Origin of the sequence: Halorubrum sp. Ea1 (assembly GCF_002252965.1) — an archaeon.
Taxonomy (GTDB): Archaea; Halobacteriota; Halobacteria; order Halobacteriales; family Haloferacaceae; genus Halorubrum.
Genome location: NZ_NHPG01000001.1, coordinates 1 through 15,034 on the forward strand (window position 1 = coordinate 1; position 15,034 = coordinate 15,034).

Consider the following 15,034-nt stretch of genomic DNA (forward strand, 5'->3'; position numbering starts at 1 on the left):
CCGCCCGCGCCGCCCGCGTAGACCCCTCGACGGGGCCCCCGTCTGACCGACGCTGTTTAACCGAACGCCCGAGAACGGGAGGTCATGGAGCCGGTCGACGACTGGCGGGCGGCGATCGCGGAGGCCGGCGAGCTCACCGGCCCGATCGCCGCCGGAATCGTCGGCGAGCACGGCGACCGCGGGCAGCGCGCGATCGAGGCGGTCGGCGAGGGGCGCGTGAAGCGCTACCGCGATTTCACCGTCGTCGTCGGCCACGACGACGAGTACGTCGTCGAGGACGGGGAGTGCACCTGCGCGGACGCGACGTACAACCTCGACGCCGAGGACCCGAGCGAGCGCTGCTGGCACGCGATCGCGGTCGATGTCGCCGACGCGGTCGGCGCGGTCGACCACCACGACATGTGGTACTCGGAGGTCCGCGAGTTCCTGTGAGCGGGGCTCGGCCGCGAGGGGAGGCGCCGTACGGATCGGCCGCCGTTCACCCGGGTGAGCCGCCGAGAGTCCGGATTTTCGCCCAGCCAGTCGAAAACGTTTACAACGGCGGCCGGTCTCTCCTACGGTATGGCGGACTGTCCACTCGCCGACGATTGCCCCAGTTTCGACGAGCGAATCGAGGGGATGGGGTGTCAACACTACGGCAACAAGGGCGGCGCGGAGTGGTGTAACCACTACGACATGCCCATCTACGAGCTGAAACAGCAGCCGGTCCAGCCCGGCGAACAGGTGATAGTCGAGGTCGACGACATCCACGAGAGCGGCGCGGGCGTGGGGCGCACCGACGACGGCTTCATCATCCTCGTCGACGGGCTCCTCCCGCCGGCGCGCGCGGAGGTGCGGATCCACCGCGTGAAGTCGAGCCACGCGACCGCGCAGGAGGTCGTCGAACGCCTCCCGGAGGATCCCGAAGAGGAGGAGGAGGACGACGACGGCGACGGCGATACCGAGGCCGAGGGCGACGACGAGGAAGACGAGGGCGACCGCCGCCGCGACCGGCCGAAGCGCGAACGGCTCGGCAGCCGCGAGAACTTCTGGGGCAAGTGAGCGCGTCCCGGGGTGGCCCCACCCCACGGACAGTCCGGACGCCGCCGATCGGCCCCCTCCGGCCGAACCCCTCGACGCGAGGGGTGAAACCACCGTTTTTTGAGCGAGCGTCCCCTCGCGACGTGTATGGTCGCAGACGACGGTCCGGCCGACGCCGCTGACGCGGCCGACGACGTCGAGGACGTCGACGCCGCCGAGCTGCTGGAACGGGCCGGGTTCGACGCCGACGAGAGCGTCCTCACCGACCGACAGGCGGAGGTGCTCGCCCTCCGCGAGCGGGGGCTCCGCCAGTCCGACATCGCCGACCGGCTCGGCACGTCGCGCGCGAACGTCTCTAGCGTCGAGGCCAGCGCCCGCGACAACGTCGAGCGGGCCCGCGAGACGGTCGCGTTCGCGGAGGCGCTCGCCGCGCCGGTCCGCGTGGAGATCGACGCCGGCACGGACCTGTACGACGCCCCGAAGCGCGTGTACGACGCCTGCGACGAGGCGGGCGTGAAGGTGAACCAGACCGCGCCGGACCTGATGAAGACGATCGGCGACCGCGCCGGCGACGCGGTCCACGGCCGCGAGGTGCGCAGCCGCCTGTTCGTCACCGTCGACGCGAACGGACAGATCCGCGTGCGACAGCCGTGAGCGCCGGCGGGCGCCCCGGCCTCCGATCCCCGGCGGTCACTCCTCCAGCCGCTCCGCGACGCCGACGAGCGTCGCGCCCGCGGTGACCGTCGACTCGCGGGCGATCGAGTAGACGATCCCGTCGCGGTCGGCCGTCGCGGTCTGCAGCGGCTCGAACGTCGTCGGGTCGTGGACGGCGCCGAGCCGCTCTCCGTCGACCACTTCGTCGCCGACGGCGAGGTCACGCTCCGGGGTGAACAGCCCCGACTCGGCGGCGTTCACGCGTCCGAGGTGGTTCCGCGCGACGGTGCCGTCCCACGGCTCGGGGTCGCCCGGGAGCAGCCCCTCCCGCCGGAGGACGCCGAGCGTCCCCTTCAACCCGGCGTCGACGGCCTCGGGGACGACCTCGCGGCTGTGCGCGAGCTCCGGCGTGATCGTGGGGATCCCCTCTCGGGTGGCGGCGACGCGGAGCTTGCCGGCGAAGCCGCGCTCGCTCCACTCCGCGTCCGCCTCGTCGCCCGCCGCCTCCGCGAGCAGGAGGTCGGTCCCGAACGCCTCCGCGAGCGACCGGCACTCCTCGTCGCCGCGCATGTAGACGGTGTGCGTGAGCATCGCCGGCGACCCGGTGTGGAGGTCCACGATCGCGTCCGCCGCGCTCGCGAACGACCAGAGCCGGGCCGCCATGCGCTCGTGGAGCGTCCCCTCGTCGTCGCCGGGCCAACAGCGATTCATGTTCGAGTGGGTCGAGTCGAGCGGCTCCGGCGTGGTGTACGAGACGCGGTCGAAGGTGAGCGGGTCGGCGACGGGGACCGTCACGAGGGTGCCGTCGAGGGCGGCCGCGTCCGGAGCCCCGCCGGACCCGCCGGTCAGTCGCTCGTGGAGCCGCCGGAGGACCGCGGTGCCGTTCACCTCGCGGCCGTGCTGTGCGGCCTGCGCGTAGATCACGGGGCCGCCGTCGGCCGGGAGGTCGAGTTCGGGGCCGTCCGGGCCGTCGACGAGGCGGCCCTCGCCGTACGCGTGGACGGTCGTCCGGATCGGGACGCCCGAGGGGAGCCGCGCGAGGACGAGTTCGCTGGCGTCGTGCATATCGGGAGGTCGGGCCTGACGCGTTTATAAATCGGGGGCCGACGTTCCGGCGCGACCGACCACGGACGCTAAGTCGATGGGTCGCCGAGACGGAGCCGAGATGCGGGTCACGCTCCTCGGCACCGGCGACACGACCGGGACGCCGACCGTCGGCTGCGACTGCGACACCTGCGCCGCGGCGCGCGAGCGGGGGGTGTCGCGCTCGCGGTTCTCGGTCCACGTCGCAAACGAGCGCACCGGCGAGTCGCTGCTCGTCGACTTCAGTCCGGACTTCCGGAGCCAGTTCCTCGCTCACGACGTCAAATTGCCCGACGCCGGCATCGTGACGCACATCCACTTCGACCACCTCGACGGCCTCGGCAACGTCTACCGACTGGTCGACGGACTGCCGGTGCACGCGCCGAACGAGACCGACCCCGCCACCGACCGGAGCGTCGCCGAGACGATCCGCGAGAAGTACGACTACCTGGAAGACCGGATCGGCGTCCACGCCCGCGATCCGTTCGAGCCCTTCGAGACCTGCGGGTTCGAGGTCCGCTTCGTCCCCGTCGACCACCCGCCGCTGCTGTGTTACGGCGTCGTCATCGAGGACCCGGAGACGGGCGCGAAACTCTCGTTGACGGGCGACACGAGCTACGACGTGCCCGAGCGCTCCCGCGAGGCGCTCGCCGGCGCCGACCTCCTGCTGGCCGACGCCATCGTCCCCGCCTCGCTCTGCGAGTACCACCCGATCGGTGGGCGACACGAGGGGCCCGACGGCGTCCCGCGCACCTTCGGCACGAAGCACATGACCCGAGAGGGTGCGCTCGCGCTCGCCGAGGAGTTGGACGCCGACCGGACCCGGCTCGTCCACGTCGCGCACTACTACCCGCCCGACGAGGCGTTCGCGGAACCCCTCGCGGTCGACGGCGAGACGTACGACCTCTGACGGGGCGCGTGCGGCGGCCGGGGCGCGGGGGCGACGCGACCGCACCGTTTTGTCTCGCTAGCACGTACCACGGCCGAGATGGGAGCGAGATCCCGACTCCGCGGCGCCCTCGACCGGCTGGAGCCGCCGCCGCGCGCGGTCGACTGGTCGCTGTTCGCGTTCGTGGCCGCGGAGGTCCTCACCGGGCTCGTCTCGTTCACCGTCGGCGTCCCCGATGGGTGGCCGCTGTTCTGGCTCCACCGCGCGCTCGGGGTCGGCATCGTCGCGCTGCTCGCGTGGAAGCTCGCGCGCGTCCGCCGCCGGCTCACGGACCCGAGCCTGTGGCGCCGGTCGACCGCGCTGTCGGTCCTGACGCTCGTCGCCGCGCTCGGCGCGCTCGCGACCGGCGTCGTCTGGGTGTTCGGAGTCGACGTGCGGCTCTCCTACTGGACGCTCCTCTCCGTCCACGTCGGCTTCGGGCTGGCCCTCCTCCCGCTCGTGGCCGCGCACGCCGCGACCCGGTTCCGGCTCCCGCGGCGGGTCGACTTCGAGCGCCGCCGGACCGCGGTTCGGTACACCGTCCTGCTGGCCGCCGGCGCCGCGACCTACCGGCTCCAGCAGGGCGTCAACGACCTGCTCGACACGGCCGGCGCGGACCGGCGGTTCACCGGGTCACAGCCCCGGGAGGGCGACGGGAACGGCGCGTTCCCGGTCACCTCGTGGGTCGCCGACGACCCCGATCCGATCGACCGGGACGGGTACCGACTGCGGGTCGAGGGACTCGTGAGCGACCCCGTCGACCTGACCGCGGCGGATCTCGCCGCCGACCACGACCGGGAGGCGCTGCTCGACTGCACCAGCGGCTGGTACACGGTGCAGGAGTGGGGCGGGATCCGCGTCGGCGACCTGCTCGACGCGGCCGGAGAACTCGACGGCGACGCGGCCTACGTCCGGTTCACGTCCGTCACGGGGTATCGCTGGAGCCTCCCGATAGAAGAGGCCGAAGACGCACTCCTCGCGACGCACGTCGGCGGCGAGCGACTGAGCCACGGCCACGGCGCGCCGGCCCGGCTCGTCGCTCCCGACCGGCGGGGGTTCCAGTGGGTGAAATGGGTGACGCGCGTGGAGGTCAGGTCCGAGTACGACCTCGGTCAGTGGGTGGTGACGCTGGTGAGCGGGTTCGACTGAACGGCTCGCGCGGTCCGGGGGAAGCGCTACTCGTACTCGCTGCCGACGACCTCGCGGATTCGCTCCGCGGTCACCGGACCGACGCCGTCGACCTCCAAGAGGTCGTCCTCGGACGCGGTCATCACGGCCTCGACGGTGCCGAAGTGTTCGAGGAGGGTCCGGGCCGTGACCGGACCGATGTCGGCGATGGAGGAGACGACGTACTCCTGCTGTTCCGCGCGGGTCTTCGTCGTCTTCTCGCCGTGGACGCTCACCTCGCGGTCGCGCGTCTCCTGCTCGCGCTTCGCGATCGTCGCGAGCAGCTCCGTGGTGTCGCCCTCGCCTTCGGTCCGGAGGACGCTCACGTCGAAGTCCACCGCGAGCGACGCGAGCGCGCCGCGGATCGCGTTGGGGTCGATGTCGCGCTGACCGTAGAGGTTCGTCCCCTCGACGACCATCACCGGTCGGGCGTACGCCCGCGATAGCTCGCCGACCTGCTCGAACATCGAGCGGTCGGCGTCGAGCATCGAGTCGACGAAGTCGGCCGCCGACTTCCGCTCGACGGCGACGCGGTCGGAGAGCACGTAGTCGCCGACCGCGAGCGTCTCCAGCCGGGTGACGAGCCCGTCGCGCGTCGAGAGGTCCTTGGCGATGGAGGAGTCGAGCTCGCGCTGGTCGACGACGACCTCGACGCCCTCGTCGACGCCGGCGGTCGCGACGACGCCGTCGTCGGCGCTGCCGTCATCGGTGCTGTCGTCATCGGCGCCCGACTCCTCGGCGTCGCCCGCCTCGTCTCCGCCCGCCCGGGCCTCCGCAGCGAAGTCGGTGAGGCCGGCGTCGCCGGTGTCGCCGTCGGCCGCGTCACCCTCGGTCGCGTCGCCGTCGGCCGTGTCACCCTCGGTCGCGTCGCCGTCGGCCGTGTCACCCTCGGTCGCGGTGCCTTCGTCACCCGCGACGCCCGCGTCGGCACCGGCGTCATCGGCGCCGTCGGACCCCCCGGCGAACGCGTCGAGGCCCGCTTGTCCGTCGTCGCCGACGGTCTCCTCGATGTCGTCGGTGGCCTCCTTCAGCTCGGCGAGCTGGCTGGCCATCTTCTTCTCGCGCCGCCGGGAGATCCAGAAGAACGCCTCGTCGCGGGTGTCCTCGGCCATCAGGACGACCACCTTCCCCTCGGCCTGTCTCCCCGTCCGCCCCTTGCGCTGGATCGAGCGGATCGCGGTCGGGACGGGCTCGTAGAAGCAGACCAGGTCGACCTCGGGGACGTCGAGCCCCTCCTCGGCGACCGACGTGGAGACGAGCACCTCGAACGCGCCGGCCTTGAACTCGTCGAGCGTCTCCTGCTGCTGTTTCTGGCTCATCCCGTCGGAGCCCTCCTTGTCGCCCTGGCCGACGAACTTCCGCACGTCGAAGCTCGCGGAGAGGAACTCCACGAGCGCCTCCGCGGTGTCGCGGGACTCCGTGAACAGGATCGCGCGCTCGCCCTCGTTGATGCCGAGCGTCTCCGCGAGCAGGATCCGCGCCTTCGAGAACTTCGGGTGGAGCCCGTCGAACGACTCCGTCTTCCGCATCGCCTCCCGCACCTTGGGGTCCGCGACCATCCGCTGGCTCGCCTTCGAGGCACCCGACGAGCGGGCGGCCTCGCGCTGACGCTCGAAGTAGCGTCGGACGGACTCGACCGACTGCGTCTCGACCAGCTCGGTCGCGCGCCGGAGCTTCATCACCTCGGCGTGGGTACTCATCCCCTTGTACCCGTCCGACTGGTCGTTGTCCATCATCTTCTTTAGCTTCCCGCGCATCGCGTTGAGGTCCTTCTGCGAGAGGTCGGGGTTCGTCGTGTTCGTCACCCCGAGCGACTTCAGCTTCTCCAGCCGGTCGGTGATCACCTCGTTGAGGGCGTCCCGGATCTCGAGGACCTCGTCCGGGAGCGTCACCTGCTCCCACTGGACGTCGGTGTCGTGGGTGTACTCGTCGACGTCGGCGTCGTCCTCGGTCATCACCTCCACGTTCGAGAGCCCGAGGTTCTCGCAGACCGTCTCGATCTCCTCGGTGTCGCCGCCGGGCGAGGCCGACATCCCGGTGACCAGCGGGTCGGCCGCGTCGGCGTGGTACCGCTCCGCGATGTAGACGTACGCGTAGTCTCCGGTCGCGCGGTGGCACTCGTCGAAGGTCAGATGGGTCACGTCGCGCAGCGAGATCCGGTTGCCGACGAGGTCGTTCTCGACGACCTGCGGGGTCGCGATCACGATTCGGGCGTCCGCCCAGAGCGCGGCGCGGTCGTCCGGCTTCACGTCCCCGGTGAAGACGACGATCTCGTCGTCCGGGATCGAGAGCGCCTCGCGGTAGAAGTCGGCGTGCTGCTGGACGAGGGGTTTGGTGGGGGCTAAGAAGAGGGCCTTCCCGCCGGCCTCGTGGAGCCGCTCGGCGGTGACGAGCAGGCTGACCGTGGTCTTGCCGAGGCCGGTCGGGAGGCAGACGAGGGTGTGTTCGTCGGCCGCGGACGCCGCCAGCTGGAGCTGGTAGCGGCGCTCTTGAAGGAAGTCGTCGACGAGCAGGGGTCTGTCGATGCCGGCGGCCTCGGTCGCCATCGGCGACGCTTCGCCGCCGTCGGCCTAAAGCCTTCGCGAAGCGGGGTGAAAGTTATCGCTCGACGGAGCGCTCCTCTCGGTGCTCCTCGGGTACGTCTTCGTCGACCAGCTCGGCCCACTCGGCGAGCCGGTCTCCTGATGGTGTTTGCGCGCTCATCAGAAGACGGATCTCAGTGGGGCGTCTTAACAGTTACCCCGATTCCACACGATCTGTCATCGGTCCGTTCGGTCGCGACTCGCACTCCTTTTACCGTTCACGCGCGTCCGGCCGGCATGAGCAAACTCGACGAGTTCCTCGCCGGCGAGCGGCTCGACGACGTCGTCTTCTACCTCAGCGACGCGTACCTCGACGACGACTCCCGGCTCCGGAACGTCGGCACCGGGACGGACGGCGGCGTGCGGCTGATCCTCGACGGCGAGACCGGCCGGTCGGCGTTCGAGGCCGGCACTGGGATGGGCGCGATGGAGTTCGCGAAGACGGCGATGGGCGCGGAGGGGACGATCGGTCGGTCGCTCGACGGCGGGGAGTGTCCCGTCGCCGAGGAGACCCCCGACGACGACCACGACGTGCGGTTCGTCTTCGCGTTCGCGGAGGCGCAGAACGAGGAGGTCGGCGGCCTCTACGCCGATGGCGACGTGGTCCACGCGTACGCCCACTGCACCTGCGGCGAGAGCTACTCGCACAAGTGGATCGTCGGCGACCGCGGCGAGTAACAGTCGAGAACGGCGCCGCGTCCGCGGCTACTCCTGCTCCGGCGCGTCCTCTTCCGGCACCGACCCCTCGACGAGCGACTGGTCGGCGTACTGCTCGCGCAGGTCCTTCTTGGAGAACTTCCCGGTGGCGGTCTTCGGGACCTCGTCGATGAACTCCACCGCGTCCGGGACCCACCACTTCGGGTACTCCTCGCGGAGCCCGGACTCGATCTCGTCGACCAGGGCCCCGCGGTCGACGTCGTCGACCGGGACGACGAACGCGACCGGGCGCTCCTGCCAGCGCTCGTGCGGGACGCCGATCACGGTCGCCTCGCTCACGCCGTCGTACGCCATGATCGCGTTCTCCAGCTCGACGCTGGAGATCCACTCGCCGCCCGACTTGATCACGTCCTTCGTGCGGTCGACGAGCTTGAGGTAGCCGTCCTCGTCGACGGTGACCACGTCGCCGGTCTTCAGCCAGCCGTCGACGAACTCCTCCTCGCTGGCCTCGGGCCGGGCGAAGTACTCCTTGGTGACCCACGGCCCGCGGATCCGGAGCTCGCCGAACGCCTCGCCGTCCCACGGGATCTCCTCGCCGTCCTCGTCGATCACCTCGAACTCCAGCCCGGGGACGACGAGCCCCTGCTTCGACCGCTTGTCGACCTGCGTCTCGTAGTCGGCGTCGCGCAGGTCGTCCGTGAGGTGAGAGACGGTGCCGATCGGGGACAGCTCGGTCATCCCCCACGCGTGGAGCACCTCGACGCCCCGGTCGTCGTACCACTCGATCAGCGCCCGGGGGGCGGCCGCGCCGCCGACGATCACGGTGTCGAGCGTCGAGAGGTCGACGTCGTTGCCCTCGGCGATGTACTCCCGGAGGCCGAGCCAGACGGTCGGGACCCCCGCGGAGATCGTCACGCCCTCCTCCTCGATCAGCGCCGCGAGGTCGGCCGGCGACGGCGACGGGCCGGGGTAGACGTGCTTCGCGCCCGCCGCGGTCGCGGTGAACGGCATCCCCCACGCGTTGACGTGGAACATGGGGACGACCGGCATCACGACGTCGGAGTCCTCCATCGGGATCCCCTGCGGCGTCTGCGAGGCCATCGTGTGGCTCCACAGCATCGACTGGGTGTACTCGACGCCCTTCGGCTTCCCCGTCGTCCCCGAGGTGTAACAGAGGCCGGCGGGCTGGTCGCCGTCGAGGTCGGGCCAGTCGTACTCCGTCGACCGGTCCGCGATGAACTCCTCGTAGGCGGGCGCGTCGAGCGCGTCGATCCCCTCCGACCCCATCGCGACGAAGTCGACGTCGGCGAACTCCGCGGCGTCCTCGGCCGCGCCCGCGATCTTCTCGGCGAGCGACGGGTCGACGAAGACGATCTCGTCGTCGGCGTCGTCGACGATGTACCGGATGTGTTCGTCGGGGAGCAGGGGGTTGATCGTGTGGAGCTGCGCGCCGGTGTTCGGGACGCCGAAGTACGTCTCGAAGTGGCGCGTGTGGTTCCAGCAGAACGTCGCGACCCTGTCGCCGCGCTCGATCCCGTGCTCGTCGAGCGCGTTCGCGAGCCGTGCGGTTCGGTCGGCGTACTCCGCGTACGTGTGCCGCGTCCGCCCCTCGTGCGTCCGAGAGACGATCTCGGTGTCTGGGTACAGTCGTTCGGCGCGCCACAGGAACGGTCGGAGCGTCTGCGCGTGTCCACCGGGCATACCTTACACACCATGGCGTCGAGAACTATGAACATTACCATGATTGATGGTGATGGATTGGCGGCGTGAGAGGCCCGCGCCGGGGCTCGGCCGCTCGCCTATAAATATCCGATCGCGGATCAGCGGTGAACGCCACCAGAGATCGGGCCGCTCGCTCACAAGCAGTCGCTGATGGAACGACGGTGAACACCGCCAAAGCCCCAGCCGCTCGGTTATAAGTGGTTGCTGGTGGCGGAGTGACGGTGAACACCGCCAAAGCCCCAGCCGGCGGCGGAGCCGCCGGCGACTGTCCCTTCGAGTCCCGCCCTGCCCCGCTGCGCACGGCACCTCGCACCTCCCCAGCCTTGCCGCGGCCGCCGGCGGCGGCCGCGGACTCCCTCGCACGCGCTCCTCGTGGCCTACCGGCCACTCGGAGGCGCGCGCCAACCGCACGGTGGTATTTAAAAGCGTCCGCTACCCCTGAAACAGGCTCGCGTGCACCGGCGCGTGGTCGGATTCGGGGCGCGCGGACTCGTCTCCCTCGCCGCCGTCGTCGGAGACGGCTCGGCCCTCGACCCCCTCCGCGAGGAAGTCGCTGAGCGGCGGGCCGACGTGCTCGGGCTCGACGAGGAACGCGTCGTGGCCGTGGTCGGAGTCGATCACGTGGTGGGCGACGGGGACGTCGCGGTCGCGGAAGGCGGTCGCGAGCGACGCGGACTGCTCGACGGTGAAGTGCCAGTCGGCGGTGAAGCTCATCAGCAGCGCCTCGCCCTCGAACGCCGCGAGCGCGTCGGCGTCGGTCCCGTGGCCGGCGGCGAGGTCGTACTCGTCCATGGCGCGCGTGAGGTAGAGGTAGCTGTTGGCGTCGAAGCGGTCGCTGAACCCCTCGGCCTGGTAGTCGAGGTACGACTCCACCTCCCGGTAGGGGAAGAAGGCCGCCGTCGGCTCCGGCGGCAGCCCGAGGTCGCCCTCCTCGCGGGTCAGCGAGTCGCGGCCCGCGGAGCGGCGACCGAACTTCCGCTCCATCGAGGACTTCGAGAGGTACATGATGTGACCGATCTGGCGGGCCAGCGCGAGCCCCTCGTCGGGCGAGCCGCGGCCCTCGCCGTAGTAGTCGCCGCCGTTCCAGTCGGAGTCCGCGCGGATCGCGCGCCGAGCGACCGCGTCGAGCGCGAGGCACTGGGCGTCGAGCCGCCCGGCGGTCGCGATGGGGACGATCCGGTCGACGTCGTCCGGGTAGCGCTTGGCCCACTCCAAGACGTTCATCCCGCCGACGCTGCCGCCGACGACGGCGCGCAGCCGCCCCACCCCGAGCTGGTCGAGCAGGCGGCGCTGGGCGCGCGCCCAGTCCTCGACCTGCACCGGCGGGAACGCGGTCCCCCACCGGTCGTGGTCGGGCTCGTCGGGGAGATCGAGGTCGGCGGGGCGCGCGCTCGCCGGGCCGGTCGTGCCGTAACAGGAGCCGGGGACGTTCGCGCAGACGACGAAGTACTCCGTCGTGTCGATCGCCTTCCCGGGCCCGACGATGTCGTCCCACCACGCGCGGGCCTGTCCCGCCTGCCCGGCGTCCCGCTCGGGGGACGGGGAGCGCGCGACGTTCTGACTGCCGGTGAGCGCGTGACAGACCAACACGACGTTGTCGCCGTCGAACTCCCCGTGCGTCTCGTAGGCGACCTCCAGGTCGGGGACCGACTGACCGCACTCGAAGACGAACTCGCCGAGCGAGACGGTCCCGTCCTCCGATGGCGTCGCGCTCATCTCACTGCCCCCCGGTCGCTCGCTCGCCCGCCGCCAGCCCGCGGTCGAGGTCGGCGGTCACGTCGTCGGGGTCCTCGATCCCGACGGAGAGGCGGAGCATGTCGGGGAAGACGCCGGCGAGCCGCTGTTGAGTCTCGTCCATCTGCGCGTGCGTGGTGGAGGCGGGGTGGATGACGAGCGTCTTCGCGTCGCCGACGTTCGCGAGGAAGCTCGTCAGCTCGACCGACTCGCACAGCGCCTTGGCGGCCTCGAAGCCGCCGTCGACGCCGAAAGTGACCATCCCGCCGAAGCCGTCGAGGTACTCGGCGGCGTTGTCGTGGCTCGGGTGATCCTCGAAGCCGGGGTACGTCACCCAGTCGACCCGGTCGTCGTCGCGGAGGAACTCGGCGACGGTCCGGGCGTTCTCGCAGTGGCGCTCCATCCGGAGCGGGAGCGTGTTGAGCCCCTGGATCGTCTGCCACGCGTCGAACGGGGACTGCTGGCCGCCGGTCGGGCGCACCCCCCGCTGGCGGGCGACGTTGCCGAAGGCGGCGTCGCCGAACTGCTCGACGAAGTCGACCGGGTAGGCCGGCGACTGCCCGTCCAGTTCGTCGTAGTCGGCGTCGGGGTGGTCCCACGGGAAGGAGCCGCCGTCGACGAGGACGCCGCCGACGGTGGTGCCGTTGCCGGTGATCCACTTCGTCGTCGACTCCCAGGTGATGTCGGCGCCGTGTTCGAACGGCCGACAGCAGTACGGCGTCGCGAACGTGTTGTCGACGACGAGCGGGACCGCGTTGTCGTGGGCGATGTCGGCGAGCCGCTCGAAGTCGGGGGTGACGAGCGAGGGGTTCGCGAGCGTCTCCACGTGGACGAACGCGGTGTCCTCGTCGATCACGGCCTCGTACGCCTCGTAGTCGAGCGTGTCGACGAGCCGGGCCTCGACCCCGCGGCGGTCCGCGATGCTGGTGAGGTACGCGGCCGTGCCGCCGTACATCTCGGAGCTGGCGACGACGTTGTCGCCCGCGCTCGCGAGCACGGTCGTTATCGCGTCGAAGGCGGCCATTCCCGAGGCGGTCGCGACCGCGTCCGTTCCGCCGGAGAGGTCGGCGATCCGGTCCTCGAGGACGCTCACGGTCGGGTTGGAGAGCCGGGAGTAGATGTGGCCCTCCGCCCGGAGCGCGTACAGCTCCGCCGCCGTGTCCGCGTCGTCGAAGACGAACGAGGTCGTCTGGTGTATCGGGGTCGCTCGCGACCCGGTCGCCGGGTCGGCCGCGGCGCCGGCGTGGAGACTCCGGGTGTTGAACCCACGTGTCATGTGTGTAGTGCATATATCTACAGAGGTCTATAACCGTCAGTTACGGCAAGTGATGCCTCGGTCTCCGCCGCCGCCGGAGTTCGGGGCGTCGCGCGGTTCGACCGCGCTCCGCACCGAAGCGTGAGTTTATCCCCGATCGCGAGCCAACGAGGGGTAATGGCAGTCGCCGACTCACCCGTGCCGGACCTCGCCCAGCGCGCGAGCGCCTGCGCCGACCGCCTCCGCGCCGCCGACCGGGTGCTGCTCGCGTCGCACATCGACGCCGACGGGCTGACGAGCGCCGGGGTCGCCTCGTCGGCGCTCGCGCGCGCCGGGATCGACCACGAGGTCGTCTTCGAGAAGCAGCTGGACGCCGAGTCCATCGCCGGCATCGCCGCCCGCGAGTTCGACGTGGTGCTGTTCACCGACTTCGGCTCCGGGCAGCTCGACGCGATCGCCGACCACGAGGCCCGCGGCGACTTCGTCCCCGTGATCGCCGACCACCACCAGCCGGCCGACCGCGACACGGAGTTCCACCTCAACCCCCTCTTAGAGGGGATCGACGGCGCGAGCGAGCTGTCGGGCGCGGGCGCCAGCTACGTGCTCGCGCGAGCGCTGGAGGGTCCCGACGGCGACAACCGCGACCTCGCCGCGCTCGCGGTCGTCGGCGCGGTCGGGGACATGCAGGACTCCGACGGCGGGCTCGCCGGCGCCAACGAGGCGATCGTCGCCGACGGCGTCGACGCCGGCGTCATCGAGACGCGCACCGACCTGGACCTGTACGGGAGACAGACCCGACCGCTGCCGAAGCTGCTGGAGTACGCCTCGGACGTGAAGATCCCGGGCGTCTCGAACGACGAGGCGGGGGCGATCTCCTTCCTGACCGACCTCGACGTCGACGTGAGACGCGACGGCGAGTGGCGCCGCTGGGTCGACCTCGACGGCGAGGAGCGGCGGACCCTCGCCTCGGCGCTGATGCGCCGCGCCGTCGCCTCCGGCGTCCCCGCCGACCGGATCGAGGCGCTCGTCGGCACCTCCTACACGCTCGTCGACGAGGAGCCCGGCACGGAGCTGCGGGACGTCAGCGAGTTCTCGACACTGCTCAACGCGACCGCCCGGTACGAGCGCGCCGACGTCGGTCTCGCGGTGTGTCTCGGCGACCGCGGCGACGCCCTCGCCGAGGCCCGGCGGCTCCTCCGGACCCACCGCCGGAACCTCTCCGAGGGGCTCCAGTGGGTGAAGACGGAGGGCGTCACCGAGGCGGAGCACCTCCAGTGGTTCGACGCCGGCTCGCGGATCCGCGAGACGATCGTCGGGATCGTCGCCGGGATGGCGATCGGCTCGCCGGCGGTCGACCGCTCGAAGCCCGTGATCGCGTTCGCGGAGGAGAGCGCCGAGGAGCTGAAGGTGTCCTCGCGTGGCTCGCACGCCCTCGTGCGGCGGGGGCTCGACCTCTCCGCGGTGATGCGGGAGGCGAGTCGGGCCGTCGGCGGCGATGGCGGGGGTCACGACGTCGCCGCGGGCGCGACGATCCCGATCGACGAGCGCGACGCGTTCCTCGCCGAGGCGGACCGGCTGGTCGGCGACCAGCTCTCGTGAGGGGGTCGCGGCTCGCGGCCCGACCGCGACGGAGCCCGGTCACTTCAGCGTCACGTACGTCAGCAGCGACACCGCGAGCAGTTCGAGCACGCTCATCGCGAGCACGACTCGCCCCACGAGCGGGTCCATCGCGTACAGCGTCCGCATGCTGCTGAAAAAGAAGGCGACGGAGACCAGGTTCTCGACCAGCAGAACGGCGCTGAACCCGAGCAACCCCAGGAGTAGCGTGGAGCCGAACTCCCGGTAGTTGCGGAGCCAGACCGCGGCCAGCACCGCCAGCAGCGCGCTGTTGACGCCCGCGAGTAGGACGGCGATCCCGGTCGGCGTCGCGGGATTCATTCGGCGTCCACCTCAGACGTGATCTCCTCGAACGCGTCCGTGTGACGCTCGAAGCGGTCGGTCAGGAAGTAGAGCTTCCCGTAGTCGTGGTCGCTCGGCTCGACGACGTCGTGGTCTTCTAACATCTCTAGGTGGTGGGTGATCGTGTTGTAGTCGACGTCCAGTTCCTCCGCGAGTTCGTTCGCGTTCCGGGGGCGGGCGCGGAGTTCCCGGACGATCCGGACCCTGTTGGCGCCACCGCGGCTCGCGACGAACAGGTACCACAGGGCCTTCTCCATTTGGCGTACTGTTGTG

General features: G+C 71.1%; 14 protein-coding genes. 7 read left to right on the forward strand and 7 right to left on the reverse strand.

Going from position 1 to position 15,034, the window contains the following annotated elements:
* Window positions 1-84: 84 nt before the first annotated feature.
* The 3 genes from DJ73_RS00005 to DJ73_RS00015 all read left to right on the forward strand — a co-directional run bounded on the left by DJ73_RS00005 (window position 85) and on the right by DJ73_RS00015 (window position 1,674).
* Window positions 85-432 carry a hypothetical protein gene (locus tag DJ73_RS00005; RefSeq protein ID WP_094528034.1) on the forward strand — a complete coding sequence of 116 codons (348 nt, stop codon included), beginning with the start codon at window positions 85-87 and terminating at the stop codon, window positions 430-432.
* Between the two features lie 129 nt (window positions 433-561).
* Window positions 562-1,041 carry a TRAM domain-containing protein gene (locus tag DJ73_RS00010; protein ID WP_094557007.1) on the forward strand — a complete coding sequence of 160 codons (480 nt, stop codon included), beginning with the start codon at window positions 562-564 and terminating at the stop codon, window positions 1,039-1,041.
* A 126-nt stretch (window positions 1,042-1,167) separates the two neighbouring features.
* A complete protein-coding gene (locus DJ73_RS00015; RefSeq protein ID WP_094557008.1) occupies window positions 1,168-1,674 on the forward strand; it encodes a Tfx family DNA-binding protein in 507 nt (168 codons plus the stop codon).
* 36 nt (window positions 1,675-1,710) lie between these two features.
* Here the strand turns inward: DJ73_RS00015 and DJ73_RS00020 are convergent, their stop codons facing one another.
* Window positions 1,711-2,739 carry a succinylglutamate desuccinylase/aspartoacylase family protein gene (locus DJ73_RS00020; protein ID WP_094557009.1) on the reverse strand — a complete coding sequence of 343 codons (1,029 nt, stop codon included), beginning with the start codon at window positions 2,737-2,739 and terminating at the stop codon, window positions 1,711-1,713.
* A gap of 100 nt (window positions 2,740-2,839) precedes the next feature.
* Here DJ73_RS00020 and DJ73_RS00025 point away from each other — a divergent pair, with 100 nt between their 5' ends.
* Window positions 2,840-3,667: an MBL fold metallo-hydrolase gene (locus DJ73_RS00025; RefSeq protein ID WP_094523316.1), complete on the forward strand. Its 828-nt coding sequence runs from the start codon at window positions 2,840-2,842 to the stop codon at window positions 3,665-3,667.
* 78 nt (window positions 3,668-3,745) lie between these two features.
* Window positions 3,746-4,834, forward strand: a complete 1,089-nt coding sequence (locus tag DJ73_RS00030) for a molybdopterin-dependent oxidoreductase (protein WP_094557010.1) — start codon at window positions 3,746-3,748, stop codon at window positions 4,832-4,834.
* Between the two features lie 26 nt (window positions 4,835-4,860).
* Here the strand turns inward: DJ73_RS00030 and DJ73_RS00035 are convergent, their stop codons facing one another.
* Entirely contained in the window at window positions 4,861-7,398 is a 2,538-nt protein-coding gene (locus DJ73_RS00035; protein WP_094557011.1) for a DEAD/DEAH box helicase, read from the reverse strand.
* Between the two features lie 273 nt (window positions 7,399-7,671).
* On the opposite strand from DJ73_RS00035, the gene DJ73_RS00040 reads away from it, so the two are divergent.
* The gene (locus DJ73_RS00040) at window positions 7,672-8,112 is read left to right on the forward strand and encodes a DUF5807 family protein (RefSeq protein ID WP_094524758.1); all 441 of its coding nucleotides are present in this window, start codon (window positions 7,672-7,674) and stop codon (window positions 8,110-8,112) included.
* Between the two features lie 27 nt (window positions 8,113-8,139).
* On the opposite strand, the gene DJ73_RS00045 is transcribed toward DJ73_RS00040, so the two are convergent.
* The 3 genes from DJ73_RS00045 to DJ73_RS00055 all read right to left on the reverse strand — a co-directional run bounded on the left by DJ73_RS00045 (window position 8,140) and on the right by DJ73_RS00055 (window position 12,823).
* Entirely contained in the window at window positions 8,140-9,792 is a 1,653-nt protein-coding gene (locus DJ73_RS00045; RefSeq protein ID WP_094557012.1) for a long-chain fatty acid--CoA ligase, read from the reverse strand.
* Between the two features lie 453 nt (window positions 9,793-10,245).
* A complete protein-coding gene (gene metX / locus DJ73_RS00050) occupies window positions 10,246-11,529 on the reverse strand; it encodes a homoserine O-acetyltransferase (RefSeq protein WP_094527336.1) in 1,284 nt (427 codons plus the stop codon).
* Window position 11,530: 1 nt separating this feature from the next.
* Complete coding sequence (locus DJ73_RS00055; protein ID WP_094557013.1) at window positions 11,531-12,823, reverse strand: O-acetylhomoserine aminocarboxypropyltransferase/cysteine synthase family protein; 1,293 nt, start codon at window positions 12,821-12,823, stop codon at window positions 11,531-11,533.
* A gap of 156 nt (window positions 12,824-12,979) precedes the next feature.
* Here DJ73_RS00055 and DJ73_RS00060 point away from each other — a divergent pair, with 156 nt between their 5' ends.
* Entirely contained in the window at window positions 12,980-14,401 is a 1,422-nt protein-coding gene (locus DJ73_RS00060) for a DHH family phosphoesterase (protein ID WP_094557014.1), read from the forward strand.
* 39 nt (window positions 14,402-14,440) lie between these two features.
* Here the strand turns inward: DJ73_RS00060 and DJ73_RS00065 are convergent, their stop codons facing one another.
* Entirely contained in the window at window positions 14,441-14,740 is a 300-nt protein-coding gene (locus DJ73_RS00065; protein ID WP_094524753.1) for a hypothetical protein, read from the reverse strand.
* On the reverse strand, window positions 14,737-15,018 hold the full coding sequence (locus DJ73_RS00070; RefSeq protein WP_094524752.1) for a winged helix-turn-helix domain-containing protein: 282 nt from the start codon (window positions 15,016-15,018) through the stop codon (window positions 14,737-14,739). The genes DJ73_RS00065 and DJ73_RS00070 overlap by 4 nt, the downstream gene beginning before the upstream one ends.
* Window positions 15,019-15,034: the final 16 nt, after the last annotated feature.